We start from the raw sequence: 19,680 nt of genomic DNA, 5'->3' as shown, positions 1-19,680 counted from the left end.
CCATGTCCACGCTACCCAGTGCCGCTGTGAGGAAGATCCGCATCGGCGACCTGCTGGTCGAGAACGGCCTCATCACGGCCGAGCAGCTGCAGCACGCGCTTTCCGAGCAGCGGAAGCTCGGCTCGAAGCTCGGTCGCACGCTGATCGACCTCGGGATGGTCAGCGAGAACGACATGCTGCAGCTGCTCTCGCGGCAACTCGCCATTCCGCTGATCGACCTGCGCAGCTACCGCTTCGAGCCGGCCCTCGTGCGCAAGCTGCCGGAGACGCTCGCACGCCGCTTCCGCAGCATCGTGTTGAAGGAGGAGGGCGGTGGGTACGTCGTCGGCATGGCGGACCCCACGGACCTGTTCGCCTACGACGAGCTGGCGCGCGTGCTGGGCGGCAAGGAGATCCGCCTCGCGCTGGTGCGCGAAGACGATGTGTTGCGCACCTTCGACACGGTCTACCGGCGCACCGAGGAGATCAGCTCGCTCGCGCAGGAGCTCTCCGAGGAGGTCAGCAACGATGCCGCGCTCGACGTTTCGCAGCTGGGCCTCGGCGAGGACACGGCCGACGCGCCCGTGGTCAAGCTGCTGCAGTCGCTGTTCGTCGACGCCGTACAGGCGGGCGCCTCGGACATCCACATCGAACCCGACACCGATTGTCTCCGTCTGCGCCAGCGCGTCGACGGCGTACTGAACGAGCAGATCATCCGCGAGCGGCAGATCGCCTCGGCGCTGGTGTTGCGGCTGAAGCTGATGGCCGGCCTGAACATCTCCGAGAAGCGCATGCCGCAGGACGGCCGCTTCCAGATCAGCGTCCGCGGCAAAGGCATCGACGTGCGCGTCTCGACGATGCCGGTGCAGCACGGCGAGTCGGTGGTCATGCGTTTGCTCGACCAGAATGGCGCGATGCTCGACCTCGATTACCTCGGCATGCCGGCGCCGATGCTGGCGCGCTTCCGCAACGTGCTGCATTCGCCCAGCGGCATCATCCTCGTCACCGGCCCCACGGGCTCCGGCAAGACCACCTCGCTGTACGCCGCACTCAACTCGCTGAACCGGCCCGAGAAGAAGGTCATCACCGTCGAGGACCCGGTGGAATACCGGCTGCCTCGCATCAGCCAGGTGCAGGTCAACGCCAAGATCGGCCTCGACTTCGCTGCCGTGCTGCGCTCGGCCCTGCGCCAGGACCCGGACATCATCCTCGTCGGCGAGATGCGCGACCAGGAGACGGCCGAGATCGGCCTGCGCGCCGCCATGACCGGCCACCTCGTGCTCTCGACGCTGCACACCAACGACGCCGTGGGCACGGCCGACCGCCTGCTCGACATGGGGGCGCCGGGTTACCTGCTCGCCGCCTCGCTGCGCGTGATCATCGCCCAGCGCCTCGTTCGCCGCGTCTGCGAGAGCTGCGGCGAACGCTATCTCCCGGACGCGCACGACCAGGCCTGGTTGGCCGAGATGCGCCCCGGCACTCCCACCGATAACCTGCGCCGCGGTCGGGGCTGCCAGCACTGCAACGGCACGGGCTACCGCGGGCGCATCGGCGTCTACGAATACCTCGAGCCCACGCTCGACATGCTCAACGCGCTGCGACGCGGGCAGCACGACGGCTTCGTGAGCGCCGCCTCGCGCGCGCCGCTGTACCGCCCGCTGGCCCAGGCCGCGCTGGACTACGCGCTCGACGGCTTGAGCACCCTCGAAGAGGCGAAGCGCATCGGTGGCGAGATCTCGCCCTCGGGCGCGCACTGACGCATGCCCAACTTCAGGTACAAGGCGCGCGATGCCCAAGGCCGGCCGGTCAGTGGTTCGATCGATGGCCTGTCGAGCGATGCGGTCGCCCGCCAGCTGGGGAGCGGCGGCATGGTGCCGCTGGAGATCGTCGAGACCGGCAACCAGGAGCCGCTCGGCGAGCAATTCATGGCGTCGCTCGGCTTCAACCTGCCGAGCCGGGTCGATCTGATCCTCTTCACCCGGCAGATGTACGCGCTGGCCCGCGCCGGCGTGCCGATCACGCAGGCGCTGCGCCGACTGTCCACGACCTCGCGCAACGCCACGTTGGGGAAGGCGCTGCTGTCGATGCTCGAGGAGCTCGAGGCCGGTCGCGACATGGCGACGGCGATGTCCCGTCACCCGAAGATCTTCGGCCCGCTACTGACGGCCATTGTCCGCGTCGGCGAGGAGAGCGGCCGCATCGACGAGGCCTTCCTGCGCCTGAACCAGCACCTCGAGCGCGAGCAGAAAGTGGTGGAGCAGGTGAAGACCGCCGTCCGCTACCCGGTGATCGTTCTGGTTTTCGTGGCGCTCGCGGTGTTCGTGATCATGGCCTTCGTGATTCCGGAATTCGCCAAGTTGTACGGCTCCTTCAACGTCGAACTTCCGCTGCCGACGCGCATCATCATCGGCACGTCGAACTTCTTCGCGGCGTGGTGGTGGCTGGTGCTTGGTGGCATGGCGGGCGCGTCCTGGTGGCTGCGCCGCTACGTCCAGACCGACGAGGGGCGGCTGCGATGGCACGGGCTGCTGCTGAAGATGCCGATCATCGGCAACATCGTGCTGCGCGCCACGCTGGCCCGCTTCGCGCGGGCGTTCGCGATGGCCACGCGCTCCGGCGTGCCGGTGCTGCAGGCCTTGGCCGTGGTTTCGCTGGCCGTGGAGAACGATGTCATCGCCAAGCAGCTGCTCGGCATGCGTTCAGCGATCGAGCGTGGCGAAAGCCTGACGCGCGCGGCGGCGATGCAGCAGTGCTTCACGCCGCTCGTCCTGCAGATGCTCACCGTCGGCGAGGAGACCGGCCAGATCGACGAGATGCTCGTCGAGGTGGCGGACTTCTATGAGCGCGAAGTCGACTACGACGTGCGCAACCTGAACGACCTTCTGCAGCCGATCCTCACGGTGGTCGTCGCCGGCATCGTCTTCGTCCTCGCCCTCGGCGTGCTGCTGCCGATGTGGGACCTCGTCAAGCTGGCCCGGCAGTGAGGCGGATGGCGTGAAGCGCGCGGAATGGCCGGCCCTCGCCACGACCAACGCGGGCTGGCTGCGTCACGTGAACCGCGCCGTGAGCCTGCTGATCGTCGTGGTGCTGCTGACCCTGCTGTTCCGTGCCGGTCGCGACATCCTCGCCGAGGGCGAGCGCATGGCGCTCGACCTCGCGGAACAGAACCTCGAGAACCTCGTCTGGCTCGAGGGCAAGCGGGTGGTGGCCGAGGAGGGCATGGGCGGGCTGGAGCGCCGCGCTGGCAGCGATCCCCGCGGTTGGGCCCAGGACCGGCTCTCGGCGATACCGCTCGCGGATCGGCCGGGAGGGCCTCTGCCTGAGTGGGCGGACGATCGCTGGAGCTTCGACGGCGCGCGCGGCGAACTGGTGTATCGCGTCACCTGGCTGGAGGGCGGCGACCGGCGCTGGCGAGTCGAGGTCTACCGGGACAACGCCGGAAGTACGACGCCGGGGCTCGCCCGCGATTTGCTGCTGGTTCGCACGGCGCCGTCGGGGCCGCCCCCGTGAGCGGAGGGCGCGCGCTGGAATCGTTTACCGCAATTCACCGAACCTTGCATTCTTCCAAGCAAATCAAGGGCGTATAGTCCCTTTATGACGAAGCGTTCAGGCTGAGTCGTATCCCTCCACCAACGACAGGGTTCCGTCCATGCGTCGCCAGTCCGGCTTCACCCTCATCGAGCTCGTCATCGTCATCGTCGTGCTGGGCATCCTGGCGGCGTTGGCCGTGCCCCGCTTCATTTCGTTGCAGCGCGAGGCACGGATTGCCGTCATCGATTCCCTGTTCAACTCGGTGCGCTCGGGTTCGAACATCATCTACGCCAAGTCGGCGGCCATCGGTGAATCCGACAACGCGACCGATTCCGTGGATATCGACGGCACCGGCCCCGGCGGCGCCATCGACACCAATTTCGGTTACCCGCAGGCCGAACAGGCCGATCTCGGACTACTGTTCGACAACCTCTCGCTCCGCTACAACTTCACGGGTGGCGCCGCCGCGGGTGGGTCCACGGTGTCGATCCGCCTCGATGGCATCCCCACCTGTTCTGTGACGTACGTGTCTCCCAACGCGGCGGGTGTTTCGCCTACGATCACGCGTGACATCACCGGCTGTTGAGCCTGGAGCACCCCATGAAGAACCAGAGCGGCTTCACCCTGATTGAACTCGTCATCGTCATCGTGCTCCTCGGCGTGCTCGCGGCCATCGCGGTGCCGCGCTTCGTCAACCTCGAGGACGACGCGCAGGAGGCGGCCCTGACCGCTTCGGCGTCCGCGATCACCTCGGCGATGAACATCAACTACGCCGGCTGCGCGGTGAACAACCACAATGCGGCGGACGCGGACTGCGAGCCGGTGGACAGCTGCGGTGACGCCTCGCGGGTCATCAACGGCGGCCTCGGGAATTTCCAGGTGGTGGCGGATACCGCGATCGCGGCGAACAACGGCAGCACACTGACGACCTGCACGTTGCGTCGTACCGGCACCACCACGCCGACCCGCACGTTCACCGCGGTCCGCGCGGGCACCTGATCGCGTTCCGCCCCCGGCTGAACGCGTCCGAGCACGGGGGCGGCAGGGTAACCTGCCGCCCTTTGTCGTTCAGGGCCGAAGCCTGACCGCATGAAGCGCACCTTGCCCCCCCGCCCAAGCCAAGCTGGCTTCACGCTGGTGGAGCTGGTGATCGTCATCGTGATCCTCGGCGCTCTGGCTGTGGTGGTGCTGCCCCGCCTGGGCGAAGGCAGCTTCCGCAGCGCGGCGTTCGCGGAGCAGGTGGCGACCGCCTTTCGCTACGGGCAGCGGCTGGCCGTCGCGACGGGTTGCGAGATCCAGGTGGACGTCAGCAGCGCGACAAGCAGCTATGCGGTGCGTCGGCGCAGCGACGGGACGGACACGAGCTGCGGCACCGCGGGCGGCTTCTCGCTGGACGTGCCGAACCCCGGCGGCTCCGGCGCCTTCGGTGGCACGGCGACCGCGGGCGTCACCGTGACGCAAGGCCTGGTCATCACATTCAACGCGCAGGGACTGCCGAGTCCGAACGGCGGGACGGCGATCGTCGGTGGGCGCAGCATCATCGTGGAGGCGGACACCGGCCATGTGCGCTGATCGCCAACGCGGATTCACGCTGCTCGAACTGGTGGTGACCCTCGTCATCCTCGGCGTCGCGTTTGCCGCGATCGCCGGCCTCGTCGGCACGCTCGGCGGCGGCAGCGCGTCACCGGTGCTGCAGACACAGGCGCTCTACATCGCCGAGGGCTACCTCGAGGAAGCGATGCTGAAGGCGTATGCGGACCCGGACGGCGTCAACGAGGGCTGTGGCGCGAGCCGCGATCTGTGGGATGACATCGGGGATTACGCCTGCCTTGCCACCGAGGCATCGCCGACCGATTCCGCCGGCGTGGCCATTGCCGGGCTCTCGCGTTACCGGGTGACGATGAACGTCGGAAACGCCGCGACGGTGGGCGGTGCCACGACCCGGCGGGTGGAAGTGCGCGTCACGAACATCGATGGCGATTTCGACGTTCGCCTCGCGGCTCTGAAGGCACAGTACTGACATGCGGACCCGCCTCGCCGCCGGATTCAGCCTGATCGAACTGGTCGTCGTGATCGTGTTGATCGGCGTGCTCGCGACGGTGTCGGTGGCGCTGATCCGCCAACCCATCGATGCCAGCGCCGACGTGCAGCGTCGTGCACGGTTGGCCGATGCGGCCGACCAGGCCATGGCGCGCATCAGCCGCGATCTGCGGCTTGCCTTGCCGAACAGCATTCGCACCAGCGTCGACGGGCGGGCGATCGAGATGCTGGTCGCGCCGATGGCGGGACGATATCGCGGGACGCTCCGGGGCACGCCGACGGCCGAAGGCGTGGGCGACGTGCTCGATTTCGCCGCGGCGGACGCCTCCTTCGACCTGCTGGCGCCGCTGCCGGCGATACCCGCCGCGGGCCAGTGGGCGGTGGTCTACAACCTCACCGCCAACGGCACGCAGGCGAATGCCTGGGCCGGGGACAATCGCGCGACCATCGGCAGCGGCAGCACGGCGACGCGCATCAATCTCGCGGCGCCCTTCCAGTTTCCGTTCCCGTCGCCCTCGCAGCGCGTCTACGTGGTCGACCAAGCGGTGCAGTACCGCTGCGCCAGCGATGGGCAATTGCGCCGGCATGCCGGTTATGCGCCTGCGACGACCATGGTGGTCCCGCCGGTCGGCAGCTCGGCCCTGCTGGCCGAGGGCGTGAGCCTGTGCAGCTTCCGCTTCGAGGCGGGCAATGCCAGCCGACAGGGCCTCGCCGCGTTGTCCTTGGCCATCACCCGCGATGGCGAATCGGTGAGCCTCCTGAAGTCCGTCCACCTGCCGAACCTGCCATGAGAGCCGCACGCCACCAACGGGGCTTCAGCCTGGTCGCCGCGGTCTTCGTGATCGCGATCGCGCTGCTGATCGTGCTCGCGGCGGTGCTCACCCTGAGCGCGCGCAACCGCAGCACCGTGCAGGCGCTCGACGCGAGTCGCGCGCTGTTCGCGGCGCAGAGCGGCGTCGACATCGCCATCGCCCGAAGCCTCGGCGGCGGCTGCGGCGCATTTCCACTGACCGTCGAAATCGAAGGCTTCGCCGTCGCATTGAGCTGCACCGAGACGGACGTCGACGAAGCGCCCGACACCTACCGCATCTACACGCTGACGGCCGTCGCCCAGCGCGGCAGCTTCGCCTCGAACACCTTCATTTCCCGGCGCGTGCGCGCCACGGTGACGGAATGATCCGACGCTTCGTCCGAATCGCCCTGGTGGCCCTCGCGCTGTTGGCGAGCGTCCCGGCGTTCGCGCAGATTTCGACCCGGGCCACCTCGCAGGGGGGCGTCGCGACCGGCACGCTGAGCCTTCCCAAGCCCGCGGGCACCAATACCGGCGACGTGCTCGTCGCCGCCGTGACGGTGGTGCCGTCCACGGTGACCGTCAATACGCCGACGGGCTGGGTCCTTCAGTTCAGCGACAGCGCCAGCGCCAATGCGCGCCTTGCGCTGTTCACGCGCGTCGTGCCGGCAGGTGACAGCGCCGTCACCACCTACGCTTTCACTTTCAGTGGTGGCACCCACTCGGGCGCGGCGGGTGGCATCGTGGGCTTCATCGGCGTCGACAACACCGCGCCGGTCGATGTGTCGGCCCGCCAGGCCACGACGGCGGCTTTCGCCCACGCGGCACCGTCCGTGACCACGACGGCCCGCGGCGACGTGTTGGTGGCGGCCTTCGCCATGCCGGGCTCGACCGACAACTGGTTCCCGCCGAGTGGCATGGTCGAAGCCGTGGACGCGACGTCGAGCGCGGTGCAGCCTTCGGCGAGCGGCGTCTCGCTGACGATGGCGGTCGAATCGCGCCCGGTGCCCGGCGCGACCGGCACCCGCACCGCCATCGCCGACAGCAATGGCTTGTTGGCCGCGGCCGGCCGCACGGCGAGCATCGCGTTGCGTCCCGCGCTGGCACCGGCGAGCACGCACTACCGGCTCGATGGTGCCGTCGGTTCGCTTGCCGGCACGGCCGGCGAAGTGTTCGACAGCGGCGGCACCGGCTTGCACGGGTTCCGCAGCACCATCAATGCCCCGACCACGACCAACCTGGTTGCCCCGAACCCCACCATCCACAGCCAGTTTGCCGCGGTGAGCGGCCAGTTCTGCAACGCCGCGCAGTTCGATGGCCGCTCGGTGCTGCAGGTGCCGGCCAGTGCCTTGTTCGACTACACCAGCGAGTTCTCGGCCTCGGCGTGGATCTACCCGACGGCGGCGCCCGGTGGCAGTGGCCTTTACTCGGTGCTCTCGAACGACCAGAACTACGAGTTTCATCTGAATGCGAACCGGCGCCTCAACTGGTGGTGGGGCGGCGGTGCGCGGGCATTGACTTCGAACTCCGTGATTCCGCTCAACCAGTGGACCCACGTGGCCATCACCTTCCGCTCGGTGGCCGGCAGCGCGCGGCAGCGCATCTACATCAATGGCGTTCTCGATACCGCCACCAACAACTGGCAGGGCACCCTCAACGCCAATGGCTGCAACTTCTACATCGGCGGCGATGTCGCCACCGGTGCCGGCTGCGGCCTGATTGCCGACCGCGCATTCCGCGGCAGCATCGATGAGGTGAAGCTCTACAACTACGAGCTCACGCAGGCGGAGGTGCAGGGCGACATGACCATCGGCCGCAACTGCGCCACGGCGGTCTCGCGCTACCGCATCGAGCACGACGGCAACGCGAACTCCTGCGCGGCCGAGACGGTCACCATCCGGGCCTGCGCCACGGCCGACTGCAGTTCTCTGTCCAGTGCCGGGGCCACCGGCACGCTGTCCGCCGGCGGCAATTCGGTGCCCTTCAGCATCCCGGTGGGGCAGACCAGCACCTCGGTGTCGATGCTGGTGCCCACCACAAGCGGCCCTCCCGATCCGGAAGCCGTGCGCTTCGCGATCAGCGAGGTGTCGCCGGCCCCGGCGCTGGTGACCTCGTGTCGCAACGGCGTGGGGACGGTCGACAGCGCGGGCGCCTGCGACATCAGCGTGTCGGATTCGGGCTTCGTCATCAGCGTGCCCGACCATGTGTCGGACACCCCGCAGACAGCGACCATCAGCGCGGTGCAGCGCTCCAACAACAATGCCTGCACGCCGCTGTTCGCCAACGTGACGCGCAGCGTGGGCTTCTGGGCCACCTACCTCGACCCCGCCACCGGTACGCGCGGCGTCAACCTCGGCGGCAGCAATCTGGTGACCGCCTCGCCCGGCACGGCGCTGTCGCTCGCCTTCAACGCCAGCGGCGTGGCGACGACCAGCCTGCGCTACGCCGACGTCGGGCAGATGCAATTGCAGGCCCGCTATGTCGGCAGCAGCGCCACCGGGGATGCCGGCCTCACGGTCACGGGCGTCGGCAGCACGGGCACGTTCATCGCCAAGCCGGCGCGCTTCCTGCTGACGATCCCGGGCCACAACGCGAGCGTCGCGGTGCCCGGGGACGCTACGCGACCGGTGTTCGGCGTGGCGGGCGTGCCGTTCAACGTCTCGGTCGAAGCGCAGAACGCATCGAATGTCGCGACGCCGAACTTCGGCCGCGAGAGCACGGCAGAGGGCGTCACCTTCGACGCGATCCTGACTTCGCCGGTTGGCGGCGTCCTGCCTGCCCCTCCCGCGCCGTCAGTGACCATCGCGAGCGGCTTCAGCACATGGACGAACGGGGCTTCGAGCGGCACGGTGCGCTTCGACGAGGTGGGCGTCATCACGCTGCGGCCGCGGCTGGCCAGTCGGCCTTATCTCAACTACAGCCCGTCGTCCGATGACAACGTGGTGGGCGCCGATGTTGATCGGGTGGGGCGTTTCCGTCCCGCGCGCCTCGCCGTGGTGCCGAACACGCCGGTGCTGGCCAATGCCTGCGCGGCGGGAACCTTCGGCTATGTCGGGCAGGACCTCGGCTTCAGCACCCTGCCGGAGCTCACGGTGAGCGGCGTCAATGCGCTGGGCAACACCACCCGCAACTACGTCAATGGCGGCGGGGCGGCGAATGCGTTCTGGCGCTATGCCGGCACGCTGGCCAGCCGCAGCTACACCAGCACCGTTTCCCCCGCGACGGCGGCGACGCTCTCGCGGACCACGGATGGCGGTGCGGCCATTGTCAGCGACAACACGGCGGCGCCCTTCGATGGCACAGGCAGGGTCAGCATCAACGGCGATCGCCTCACCTGGGCCAAGCCCGCCGCCCCCGAGCGGCCGTTCACGCCGCAACTGTCGCTGGCGCTGACGGCGTCCGACCTGACGGACAGCGACGGCGTGTGCTTCGACACGGCGGCGGTCGATGGCTGCGACCCGCTGACGATCACGGGCATCACCGGTCTGATGGGCAGCCAACAGCGCTGGGGCCGCATCGCGGTGACCAATGCGTTTGGCCCCGAGGTGCTCGACCTGCAGGTGCCGATGCGCGCGGAGTTCTTCAACGGCACGGCCTTCGTGGCGAACACGGACGACGTCTGCACGGGCGTGACGCTGGCGCCGCTGGTGGATGCGAACGTGGGTGACACGCTGCTGCTGTCGGAAACCTGCGTGCAGGACAGCGGCAGTCCCGGGGCAAGCGGCCAAGGCTGCAGCGTGGCAGGGCCAGTGGATCGGCGCTACTCGCTGACACCGCCCACCGGCAACGGCGGCAACTTCACGCTGTGGCTTCGCGCGCCCGGCGCGGGCAACGTCGGCATCCTCGACCTGACGCCCACCGTGCCTGCATGGCTGCAGTTCAACTGGCGTGGTGCGGGCGCCACTGCGCCGACGGCGCGGGTGGGGTTCGGTGTCTACCAGGGCGATCGTCGCGCCATCCACAAGCGCGAGGTGTACTGATTCAAGGCGCGTAGCGGACGTCGACGACGATGAAGCGCGCGGGCCCTGCGGGCAGTGCGGCCTCGAATTCGTCGTCGATGCGCTTCTTCAACGCGGCCCGCGCCAGCGGGGAATCGATGCTGATCCAGCCCTTGGCCGCATCGATCTCGTCCGGGCCGACGATGCGATAGGTGCTTTCCGCGCCGCTGTCTTCGCGTTCCACCGTGAGCCACGCACCGAAGAACACCGCCCGCGGATCGGCGGGGTGGGCCTCGACAACCTTCAACACCTCGATCCGCTTCGACAGGTAACGCACCCGGCGATCGATCTCGCCGAGCTGCTTCTTGCGGTAGGTGTACTCCGCGTTCTCCGAGCGGTCGCCTTCGGCCGCGGCGGCGGCCAGGGCCTTGACCACCTCCGGCCGGCGGACCCGCCACAGCTCGTCGAGTTCGGCCTTGAGCCGCTCGAAGCCCTCGCGCGTGATCAGCGCGGTCGAGGGCCCCTGTGGTGGACGCCAGCGCGGCATCAGCCGCCGGTCGGTACGTAGACGAGGGGGGCGTTGGGCCCAAGCTCCCAGCCGAATCCGATCCAAAGCGCGAACAGCGCCGACCAGCCGATCAGGAAGGTGATCGAATAGGGGATCATCGTGGCGACCACGGTGCCGATGCCGGCCTTGGGCTCGTAGCGCTGCAGGAAGGCAATGACGATGGCGAAGTAGCTCATCATCGGCGAGATGATGTTGGTGACCGAATCGCCCACGCGGTAGGCCGTTTGCGTCACTTCCGGCGAGTAGCCCAGCAGCATGAACATCGGGATGAACACCGGCGCCATCAGGGCCCACTTGGCCGAGGCCGAGCCCATCGCCAGATTCACGGTCGCCGTGAGCAGGATGAAGCCGAGCAGCAGTGGGATCTTCGCTAGGCCCAGCGACTTCAGTGTCTCGGCGCCTTCCACCGCGAAAATCAGGCCGAGGTTCGTCCAGTTGAATAGGGCGACGAACTGCGCGGCGAAGAACACCAGCACGAGGTAGCTCGCCAAGGTGCCCATGGACGTCGACATGCCCTTGATGACGTCGGCATCGCTCTTGATGGTGCCTGCGCCGACGCCGTAGGCGATGCCGATCAGCGCGCCGCCGATGAAGATCAGCGCGACGATGCCGCCCAGGAACGGCGCGAGGGCCTTCAGCGTGTCGGGCTCGCCCGGGATGCGCAGCCAGCCCCCTTCGGGAACCGTCGCTGCGAGCAGTGCGGCAGTGAAAATCACCGTGGCGATGCCCGCCCACGCGAGGCCGCGCTTCTCGGCCCCGGAGATCGGCTCGATCTTCTCGTCGCCCTTGCCGTAGCTGCCGTCGGGGAAGCGGCGCGCGACGATTTTCTCGGTGACCCACCATCCGAGAAGCGTGATGACTGGCGTCGAGGCCTGCATGAAGTACATGTTCGCCGCGGCGCTGACCGTGTAGGTCGGATCGACGATGCGGGCGGCCTCCTGCGAGAGGCCGGAAAGCAGCGGGTCGATCGTGCCGAGCAGCAGGTTGGCGGAATAGCCGCCGGAGACGCCGGCGAAGGCCGCGGCGATGCCAAGGATCGGGTGGCGACCGGCGGCCACGTAGAGCAGGCCGGCCAGCGGCACCAGCAGCACGTAGCCGATCTCGCTGGCCATGTTCGACATCACGCCCGCGAACACCACGATCGGCGTGAGCAGGAAGCGCGGCGCGTTCAGCACGACGATGCGCAGGCAGGCCCCGATGAAGCCGCTGTGCTCGGCCACGCCGATGCCGATCAGGGCCACCAACACGGTGCCGAGCGGGGCGAAGCCGGTGAAGTTGGTAACCAACCCACCCATGATGCGCTGTAGGCCGTCGACGCTGAGCAGGTTGACGGGCACCACCGGTTCGCCGGTCTTCGGGTGGGCGACGCTGAGGTCGAACTGCGCGGCGATCGCACTGGCGATCACCACGAAGACCGTGAGCAGGAAGAACAGCGTGGCCGGGTGCGGCAGCAGGTTGCCGGCGCGCTCGACGATGGCGAGGAAGCGGTCGACGGCGGTGCGTGGCGCCGCGGCGGGAAGGGCGTCGGAGGCGGACATCGGAGAGGGTTTCAGGAGGAGGCGCCCGATTGTGCCGGAGGCCGGCCCAACTGTGCGCTGCGCGCGGCGTCCGCCAAGCGCTGGAGGCCGGCGCGCTCAGCGGCGGCGATGACCGGGGGCCAGTCGGTGGCCTCGAGTGGCTTGAAGGAAGGGTCAAGATCGAGGCATTCCTGCACGAGGGACAGTGCCCCCCGCGCATCGCCCTCGACGATCTTCTGGTGCAGCCATTGCCGGCCGTGCGCGAGTAGCGCGGGGGTGTCGCGGGCGTCGCGAATCAGCTGCCGGTACTGGCGATGCAGGGGCGTCGACACGGCGCGCTCGCGAAGTTCTTCCTCCAGCGCCTTCCTCGCCTCGGCGGTCTTCCCATCACGGAGCATCGCCGTGATGTGGTCCTCGAGACGATGGTCGCGGCTGAAGCGCAGCTTTTCCGGTTCTTCCGGACCCGATGGCGTGAAGCCCAAGGCATCGCGGTATTGGAACACCAGCCGGCCACACACGTGCGCGGCCATGAACAGCACCCACAGGGCGATGGCGGTGGAGACCATCGCACCGAAGAACGGGGGCAGCACGCGGTCGAGCCAGGCCGCCCCCTGCAATCCGAAGCCGAGCCCCAACCAGACCAGCGCGATCGCGCCGAGGTAGGGCAGGCCCACGCGCGCCAGCACCTCGGCCCAGTACACCGGGTTGATCGCACGGCTGATGTGCTCGTCGATGGCGAGCGACATCGCGATCAAGGGCAGCACCGTCGCCATCAGCAACCGCCACGCGGCGGGCCAGGGGCCGGGCGCGAAGATCGTCAGCGCGAGGTGCACGACGGCGAAGGCGAGGAGCAGTGCCAGGAACGCGAACACCGCGCTGTCGCCGACATCGAGGCCGAAGCGCGGAGGTTCGCGGTGGCCATGGGCGGAATCGCGCAGGACTTCCAACGCGTGCTTCGGCACCGCGAGGAGCAGGAACAGCGAGGCGAACGCGCCGATCACCGGCACGATCTGCACGCTGGCGATCATCGACAGCACGCCAATGACCATGCCATTGCTCCCCAGCCAGGGGTAGCGGATGACGCGCCCGGCATCCCGCCAGTACGGGGGCTGGTCGGCAATGCCGCGGTCGTGCAACTGCCCGCGGGTCCGCCAATCCGGGTTCACCGGCGCCCGCCCAAGAGGCCCCCAAGCAAGCCGCGAAGCAGCGAGCGGCCCAACTGGTTGCCGACCGTGCGTGCCGCGGACTTCGTCATGGCTTCGACGGCGCCTTGGCGACGGCCCGTGCCCCAGAGGAAGTCATTGAGGCGGCTGCTGGGTTTGGCCTCGGTCGCTGTGCCGGCGTTGCCGCGTGTCGGTGCCGGCGCACCGGTACGCCGGCCTGCGTCCGGTGCTGCCTGCGTCGCCCGGCGTTCGAGCATTTCCGAGGCCGAATCGCGATCCAACGGTGTGTCGTACTTGCCCGCCAGACCGCTCTGCGCACGCAGGGCCGCGCGTTCGTCCGAAGTGATCGCACCGAGCCGGCAGCCGGGCGGCGCCATCATCGTGCGTTCGACCATCGACGGCTGGCCACCGCCCTGCAGCGTCGACACGAGGGCCTCGCCGACACCGAGTTCCGAGATCGCGCGGGCGGTATCGAGGGCCGGATTCGGCACGAAGGTTTCTGCAGCGACGCGCACGGCTTTCTGGTCGCGCGGGGTGAAGGCGCGCAGCGCGTGTTGGATGCGATGGCCGAGCTGGGCCAGCACGACGTCCGGAATATCCGAGGGGCTCTGCGTGCAGAAGTACACGCCCACGCCCTTCGAGCGGATCAGGCGCACGACCTGCTCGATGCGTTGCTGCAGGGAGGGCGGGCAGTCGGCGAAGAGCAGGTGGGCCTCGTCGAACACGAACACCAGCTTCGGCTTGTCGAGATCACCCACCTCGGGAAGCGTCTCGAACAGCTCGGAGAGCAGCCAGAGCAGGAAGCTCGCGTACAGGCGCGGCTTCAGCACCAGGGCCTCGGCGGCGATCACGTTCACCGTGCCGCGGCCGTCGGGGGCCGTGCGCATCAGGTCGCCGAGCTGCAGGGCCGGTTCGCCGAGCAGGCTGCGTGCACCTTCCTGTTCGAACTTCAGCAACGCACGCTGCAGCGCGGCGAGGCTTTGCGGTGAGACGAGGCCATAGGTCTTCGAAACGACGTCGCGGTTCTCGCCGATGAAGCCCAGCAAGGCGCGCAGGTCGTCCATGTCGAGCAACAGCAAGCCTTCGGCATCCGCAAGGGCGAAAGCGATGTCGAGCACGCTGCCCTGCGCTTCGGACAGCTCGAGGATCCGCGAGAGCAGGGTCGGGCCGATCTCGCTCACCGTCGTGCGCAGCGGATGGCCGTTCACGCCGAACAGGTCCCAGAACGCGACGGGCAGCGCGGCGAAGCCGAAATCCGCGAGCTTCAGGGCGTCCAAGCGCGCCTGCAGTCTCGGGTTCATCGCGCCGGCCATGCCGAGCCCTGCGACGTCGCCCTTCACGTCGGCGATCACCACCGGCACGCCAGCCTTGCTGAAGCCTTCGACGAGGCGAAGCACCGAGACGGTCTTGCCCGTGCCCGTCGCGCCAGCGATCAGGCCGTGGCGATTGCCGAACTTCAGCGGCAGCGTGATGGGGCGGTCTTCGGCATGGCCGAGCAGGAGGGCATCGGGGGCTGGCGTCGTCACGGTTCCGTTCCGCATGGGGTCCGCGCGAGTGTAGCGGTCGTCGTTCCGCCGTCGGATTCCGGTTGAGCGGGGGGCGGGGCGCCGGTAGGCTGCGCACCTTGTTTTCGAGCGTTCCTGCGAGTGTCCATGCGTCGTTTGCTGCGTTGTGTCCCGGGGCTCCCGTCCGCGTTGGCGGTGGTGGCCTTGGCCTGTGTCCCCGCGGTGATGGCGGCGCCGTCGTCGGCGGATCCCGGCACGGAGGCCGAGCAGGAATCCTTGTACGTCGATTTTGAGGCGGCGGCGAAGGCCTACCGCGACGGTGTGGCGCAAGCGGCCGGCGGCGAGCGTCGCCCGGGCAAGCGCTCGGCGCAGCGCGCCATGGATCGGATGTTCGACCTGATGGAGCGCTGTCGGCGTACCGAGGGTTGCGAGGCCGAACGCCTGGTGTCCCGCTTCGACGCCTTGCTCGGCGCGCGCACGCGCGTAGCGGGCGAGGGCGATGACGAGGCGGAAGCGAGTCCGGCGGAGGCCACGGCCGCGAATCAGGCCGAGGGTTCGCCGGTTGTCGAGGCCTTCCCGAACGCCGCCGACACGCTGAACCAGCTCAACGGCCGCGACCTTCGCGAGTTGATCGTGCAGAACGAAGCCGTGCGCGCCGCGATGGCGGAATGGCTCACGGCGCTGCGCCCGCAGCTCATCAACGCCCATGAGCAGTACCAGTACCTGCGCTTCCTGATGTGGCCGGAGTACGAGCGCGCCGGCCTTCCGGAGGCCCTGCTGTTCGCCATCATGGCCCGTGAATCCGGCGGCCGCGTGCATGCGATTTCCCCCGCGGGTGCGGCGGGCCTGATGCAGTTCATGCCGGCAACCGGGCGGCGTTTCGGCCTCGGCTGGCAGGACGGCTACGACACCCGCTTCGAACCCCAGCTCGCCTCGCGGGCCAGTACGCAGTACCTCAACGAGCGCTTCGCCGAGCTGGGCCACAACCTCGAGCTGGCCCTCGCGGCCTACAACGGCGGCGAAGGCCGGGTGGGCCGGCTGGCGCGGCAGAACCCCGGCAGGTCGTTCTGGGACCCGGCGGTCTACAACGCGCTGCCGAAGGAAACCCGCGACTACGTGCCCTACATCCTTTCGGCGGCGTGGCTGTTCCTGCATCCCGAGGACTACGGTCTCGAGTTCCCGTCGGTGAACGGGGCGGCGACCGTGCTGGCCTTGAAGCAGCCCGCCTCGATCAACCAGCTCACCATCTGCATCGGCAACGGCGAATCGCGCTACGGCTACTTCCGCGCGCTGCGCAACCTCAACCCGCGCTGGCTGCCGGAAACCGTCTTGCCCGCCGGCACCGAACTCCGGGTGCCGGTCGTCGTGAGGCCGCTGTACGACGCCGGTTGCGTGCAAGGCACGCGCGCCGAGCGGGCGCTGGCCCTCGTGAATGCGCGCAAGCCGGACGCGGGGCCGGCGCCGCGTGAGGCCGTGGCCACGGGCTCGCGCTACACGGTGCGCCGTGGCGACACGCTCAGCGCCATCGCGCGCAGGCATGGCTGCAGCGCGCAAACCGTCGCCCGCGTGAACGGGCTGCGCTCGCCCTACGCGTTGCGTCCGGGCCAGCGCCTCAGCCTCTCCGGTTGCCGCGGCTGATGTCGTTGCGCCGCGCGCCGCTGCTCGTGCTGCTCGGCGCTGCGGCCTTCTCCGCCGCGATGCCGGTCAGCGCGCTGCGCTGCGGCTCGCGCGTGGTCGACCGTGGCGCTCTGGACGTGCAGGTCCTCTCGCGCTGTGGCGACCCCTACTGGCGCGCGCCACGCGGCGAATTCCTCATCCGCGGCGAGGGCGGCCTGATCGAGCAGCGCGTTGAGCGCCGCATCGAGGACTGGTACTACAACTTCGGCCCCAGTCGGCTCACGGTGCGCCTGCGTTTCGTCGACGGCGTGCTGGAGGCTGAGGAAACCCTCGGCTACGGCCAGCCCGGTGTGGGCGGACGCTGCACGGCCACGGCCTTGCAGCGCGGATTGAGCGAAGGGGAACTGGTGCTTCGCTGCGGTGCGCCGTTGCGCCGGCGGACGACCTATGCGGACCAAATCCTTCGAGATGGTTTCGGCCAAGCCCGCGTCCAGCCGAGGCCGCGCGAGGAATGGTGGTTCCGGCGCGATGATTCGCGCTTCCTCGCCCGCGTGATGCTCAGCGACGGCCGGGTGGAATCGGTCGAGTCGGTGCGCCCATGAGCGGCTGGCGCACCCTCGGTCTCTTCATCGGCGTGGCGGCCTGCCTCTACGCGGCCCTGGTCGCCCTGATGTACAGCAAGCAGCGCAGCCTGCTGTTCTATCCGCAATTGACGCGCAATCCGCCGCTGGCGCCGGAGTTCCAGTTCGAGGTCAACGGCGCGACGCTGCGCGGCTGGGTGGTGAACCCGGGCCAGCCGCGGGCCTTGCTGTACTTCGGAGGCAATGGCGAGGACATCTCCCTGAGCCGCGACGACGTCGCGACCTGGGCGCCCGACCACTCCGTCTATCTGGTGTCGTACCGGGGCTATGGGCACAGCAGCGGCGAACCCAGCGAGGCCGCATTGGCTGCCGATGCCATCGCGCTGTTCGACCATGTGGCGCGTTCGCATGCGGCGGTCGATGTGTTTGGTCGCAGCCTCGGCAGCGGCGTTGCCGTGCATGTGGCCGCGGTGCGCCCGGTGCGTCGGCTTGCCCTGGTCACGCCGTTCGACAGCGTTCTGCGCGTGGGGCAGGGGCATTACCCGTGGGTGCCCCTTGCGTGGCTGCTCAAGGATCCGTTCGAAAGTTGGCGCCGTGCGCCGAAGCTCGGCATGCCGACCTTCGTCGTCATCGCTGGACAGGACAACGTGACGCCGCCCGCCCATGCGGAGGCCCTGATCGGCGCGATGCCCCGTCCGCCGGAAGTGCTCCGCCTCGCCCAAGCGCAGCACAGCAATGTGCAGGTGTTCCCCGATTACGACGCGGCGTTGCGTCGCTTCTTCGCCGCGGATTGAAGCGATGGCCGCGTCGGCCCGGCGCCTCGCACGCGCGATTTCCGGCGTCGCCGGCGCGCTCTGGGCCCTGCCGCTGACCGTGCCGATGCTGGTGATGGCCCTCATGGCGTGGCCGTTCGGCGCGCGGTTCTCGACCCTCGGCCCCATGCTGGTGGTCACGCGGTTTCCGTTCGGCCCGATGGGCGCACTCGCGCTGGGGCAGGTGGTGCTCAGCCGCCTGCCGACGCTCGATCTCCGCGTGCCGAGCTACCGGGCCCGCGAGGCCGCGCGTCGCGATTCGCTGGCCCCGTTCCGGACCGAGCGCGTGCATCTCGGCCGCCACGAATTGGCGCATGTGCGGCAGGCGCTGGTGCTGGGTCCGCTGTTTCCCTTCGCTTACTTGATCTCGGGTGGCGTCAGCGCCCGCAACCGCTTCGAGCGCGCCGCCGATCGCTATGCGCGAAGCGGACGGGGCTGGTGGCCGGCATGGTGACGGCGTCTCGTAAACGGCATCGCGGTCGGGCTATGGTTCGACGCACACCGCTACGATCCGACGCCACATGCTGATCGCCCTCGCCGGTTTGCCCGGCGCCGGAAAATCCACGCTCGCGAAAGGCCTGCAGGCGCGCCTGCATGCCGAGATCGTCTCGCGCGACACGATCCGCATGGCCGAATTCCCGGAGTGGGACGATCGCGCTGCGAAACGGGCGGCCTTCGAGATCGTGCGTCTGGACGTGAGCCTGCTGCTGCGCACCGGGGCCAAGGTGGTCGTGGACGGTGCCACGCTGGCGACCCGTGCCGAGCGCCACGAGCTGCACGAATTGGCGGCGTCGCTCGGTGCGCTCTTCGTGCTGCTCTGGCTCGACCTGCCGCCCGACGTCGCGGCGAAACGAATCGCCACCGACCACCACGATGCGCCACGCGATCGCCAGCCCGGCCTGGCGCATGCCGTGGCGGGGCGATTCGACCCCCCCGTGGACGAGGACGGCGTGGTGCATCTCGATGCGACGGTGTCGGCGCCTGCGCTGCTCGAGGCGGCACTGCGCGCCATTCGCGGCGACGTCTGAGGCAGCTCGGCCGGAAAACGACGAACCCCGCGCGAGGCGGGGTTCGTTGTCGGATCTGGTGCCGGGCGTGGGACTCGAACTGAAGGCTGAAGCGCCCTTAGATCATGCCCAACAATCTCGGTACTACTCGGGCGATACCGCACCGTTACCCGCGCCGCAAAGGTTACACAGGAACTTGCTGCTGCGGAACAACGGAATGAAGAAGCCCCCGGGAGCGGTGGGCGCTACCGGGGGCCAGGTTACCGCGTGCTTCCACTCGCGGCGGCGTGTCCGCATTTCCCATGCGACCGGGGAGGAAACGGCAGGCGCGCGGCCTGCTAGCGCCAGACTCCGGGAGGCGCGGGGCCATGCCAGGCCCGCCGCCCATCGTCTGCCGGCGCCCCCCATGCCAAGGGCGCGCCGGGCTTTTCGGTTACGCGGCCCGGCTCACGGTCCGGTCGCGATCTGCAATGCCACGGCGCACCAGGGCGGCCACCGTCTGCGAAAGGCTCAGCTCGGCGCCGGCCTGCGTGGTGAGGCGTTCGCGCTCGGCCTCCAGCTCGCGCCACAGCGTCGGCGGCAGGCACACGGATAGCTTCCGGGCGCGGCGTTCGGTTCGGTCGGTCATGGTG

20 protein-coding genes are annotated in these 19,680 nt (G+C 69.0%); 15 read left to right on the top strand and 5 right to left on the bottom strand.

Features of this window, described 5'->3' with window-relative positions:
* Positions 1-2: 2 nt before the first annotated feature.
* The 10 genes from O9255_RS09770 (at position 3) to O9255_RS09725 (ending at position 10,320) form a co-directional block, all read left to right on the top strand.
* A complete protein-coding gene (locus O9255_RS09770) occupies positions 3-1,736 on the top strand; it encodes a GspE/PulE family protein (RefSeq protein WP_297866666.1) in 1,734 nt (577 codons plus the stop codon).
* Positions 1,737-1,739: 3 nt separating this feature from the next.
* The gene (locus O9255_RS09765) at positions 1,740-2,963 is read left to right on the top strand and encodes a type II secretion system F family protein (protein WP_297866665.1); all 1,224 of its coding nucleotides are present in this window, start codon (positions 1,740-1,742) and stop codon (positions 2,961-2,963) included.
* Between the two features lie 10 nt (positions 2,964-2,973).
* Positions 2,974-3,489 carry a hypothetical protein gene (locus O9255_RS09760; RefSeq protein WP_297866664.1) on the top strand — a complete coding sequence of 172 codons (516 nt, stop codon included), beginning with the start codon at positions 2,974-2,976 and terminating at the stop codon, positions 3,487-3,489.
* A gap of 139 nt (positions 3,490-3,628) precedes the next feature.
* The gene (locus tag O9255_RS09755) at positions 3,629-4,096 is read left to right on the top strand and encodes a type II secretion system protein (RefSeq protein WP_297866663.1); all 468 of its coding nucleotides are present in this window, start codon (positions 3,629-3,631) and stop codon (positions 4,094-4,096) included.
* A gap of 14 nt (positions 4,097-4,110) precedes the next feature.
* Positions 4,111-4,509 carry a type II secretion system protein gene (locus tag O9255_RS09750; RefSeq protein ID WP_297866662.1) on the top strand — a complete coding sequence of 133 codons (399 nt, stop codon included), beginning with the start codon at positions 4,111-4,113 and terminating at the stop codon, positions 4,507-4,509.
* 90 nt (positions 4,510-4,599) lie between these two features.
* The gene (locus tag O9255_RS09745) at positions 4,600-5,082 is read left to right on the top strand and encodes a prepilin-type N-terminal cleavage/methylation domain-containing protein (RefSeq protein WP_297866661.1); all 483 of its coding nucleotides are present in this window, start codon (positions 4,600-4,602) and stop codon (positions 5,080-5,082) included.
* The gene (locus O9255_RS09740; RefSeq protein WP_297866660.1) at positions 5,072-5,530 is read left to right on the top strand and encodes a type II secretion system protein; all 459 of its coding nucleotides are present in this window, start codon (positions 5,072-5,074) and stop codon (positions 5,528-5,530) included. The genes O9255_RS09745 and O9255_RS09740 overlap by 11 nt, the downstream gene beginning before the upstream one ends.
* A gap of 1 nt (position 5,531) precedes the next feature.
* The gene (locus tag O9255_RS09735) at positions 5,532-6,341 is read left to right on the top strand and encodes a prepilin-type N-terminal cleavage/methylation domain-containing protein (RefSeq protein ID WP_297866659.1); all 810 of its coding nucleotides are present in this window, start codon (positions 5,532-5,534) and stop codon (positions 6,339-6,341) included.
* Positions 6,338-6,727 (top strand): hypothetical protein, encoded by a 390-nt coding sequence (locus O9255_RS09730; protein WP_297866658.1) that lies wholly within the window; start codon positions 6,338-6,340, stop codon positions 6,725-6,727. Before O9255_RS09735 ends, O9255_RS09730 begins: the two co-directional genes overlap by 4 nt.
* On the top strand, positions 6,724-10,320 hold the full coding sequence (locus O9255_RS09725) for a LamG domain-containing protein (RefSeq protein ID WP_297866657.1): 3,597 nt from the start codon (positions 6,724-6,726) through the stop codon (positions 10,318-10,320). Before O9255_RS09730 ends, O9255_RS09725 begins: the two co-directional genes overlap by 4 nt.
* A 1-nt stretch (position 10,321) precedes the next feature.
* Here the strand turns inward: O9255_RS09725 and greB are convergent, their stop codons facing one another.
* Genes greB through O9255_RS09705 form a run of 4 tightly spaced genes read right to left on the bottom strand, consistent with a single transcriptional unit; the run spans position 10,322 to position 15,025 of the window.
* Positions 10,322-10,825, bottom strand: a complete 504-nt coding sequence (greB, locus tag O9255_RS09720) for a transcription elongation factor GreB (protein WP_297866656.1) — start codon at positions 10,823-10,825, stop codon at positions 10,322-10,324.
* On the bottom strand, positions 10,825-12,384 hold the full coding sequence (locus O9255_RS09715) for an AbgT family transporter (protein WP_297866655.1): 1,560 nt from the start codon (positions 12,382-12,384) through the stop codon (positions 10,825-10,827). Before O9255_RS09715 ends, greB begins: the two co-directional genes overlap by 1 nt.
* A gap of 11 nt (positions 12,385-12,395) precedes the next feature.
* Positions 12,396-13,529, bottom strand: coding sequence for a hypothetical protein (locus tag O9255_RS09710; RefSeq protein ID WP_297866654.1), 1,134 nt, complete (start codon positions 13,527-13,529; stop codon positions 12,396-12,398).
* Positions 13,526-15,025: a helicase HerA-like domain-containing protein gene (locus O9255_RS09705; RefSeq protein WP_297866812.1), complete on the bottom strand. Its 1,500-nt coding sequence runs from the start codon at positions 15,023-15,025 to the stop codon at positions 13,526-13,528. The genes O9255_RS09710 and O9255_RS09705 overlap by 4 nt, the downstream gene beginning before the upstream one ends.
* A gap of 153 nt (positions 15,026-15,178) precedes the next feature.
* Here O9255_RS09705 and O9255_RS09700 point away from each other — a divergent pair, with 153 nt between their 5' ends.
* The 5 genes from O9255_RS09700 to O9255_RS09680 all read left to right on the top strand — a co-directional run bounded on the left by O9255_RS09700 (position 15,179) and on the right by O9255_RS09680 (position 19,069).
* Positions 15,179-16,669, top strand: coding sequence for a lytic transglycosylase domain-containing protein (locus O9255_RS09700; RefSeq protein ID WP_297866653.1), 1,491 nt, complete (start codon positions 15,179-15,181; stop codon positions 16,667-16,669).
* On the top strand, positions 16,669-17,250 hold the full coding sequence (locus O9255_RS09695) for a DUF2845 domain-containing protein (protein WP_297866652.1): 582 nt from the start codon (positions 16,669-16,671) through the stop codon (positions 17,248-17,250). Before O9255_RS09700 ends, O9255_RS09695 begins: the two co-directional genes overlap by 1 nt.
* Positions 17,247-18,023 carry an alpha/beta hydrolase gene (locus O9255_RS09690; protein WP_297866651.1) on the top strand — a complete coding sequence of 259 codons (777 nt, stop codon included), beginning with the start codon at positions 17,247-17,249 and terminating at the stop codon, positions 18,021-18,023. Before O9255_RS09695 ends, O9255_RS09690 begins: the two co-directional genes overlap by 4 nt.
* A gap of 4 nt (positions 18,024-18,027) precedes the next feature.
* Positions 18,028-18,495, top strand: coding sequence for a hypothetical protein (locus O9255_RS09685; RefSeq protein ID WP_297866650.1), 468 nt, complete (start codon positions 18,028-18,030; stop codon positions 18,493-18,495).
* A gap of 67 nt (positions 18,496-18,562) precedes the next feature.
* Positions 18,563-19,069, top strand: coding sequence for an ATP-binding protein (locus O9255_RS09680; RefSeq protein ID WP_297866649.1), 507 nt, complete (start codon positions 18,563-18,565; stop codon positions 19,067-19,069).
* Positions 19,070-19,481: 412 nt separating this feature from the next.
* On the opposite strand, the gene O9255_RS09675 is transcribed toward O9255_RS09680, so the two are convergent.
* Positions 19,482-19,676 (bottom strand): hypothetical protein, encoded by a 195-nt coding sequence (locus tag O9255_RS09675; RefSeq protein ID WP_297866648.1) that lies wholly within the window; start codon positions 19,674-19,676, stop codon positions 19,482-19,484.
* Between the last annotated feature and the right edge of the window lie 4 nt (positions 19,677-19,680).

The organism is Silanimonas sp. (assembly GCF_027530345.1).
GTDB lineage: Bacteria > Pseudomonadota > Gammaproteobacteria > Xanthomonadales > Xanthomonadaceae > Silanimonas.
This window is presented reverse-complemented; position numbering and strand designations above follow the sequence as displayed.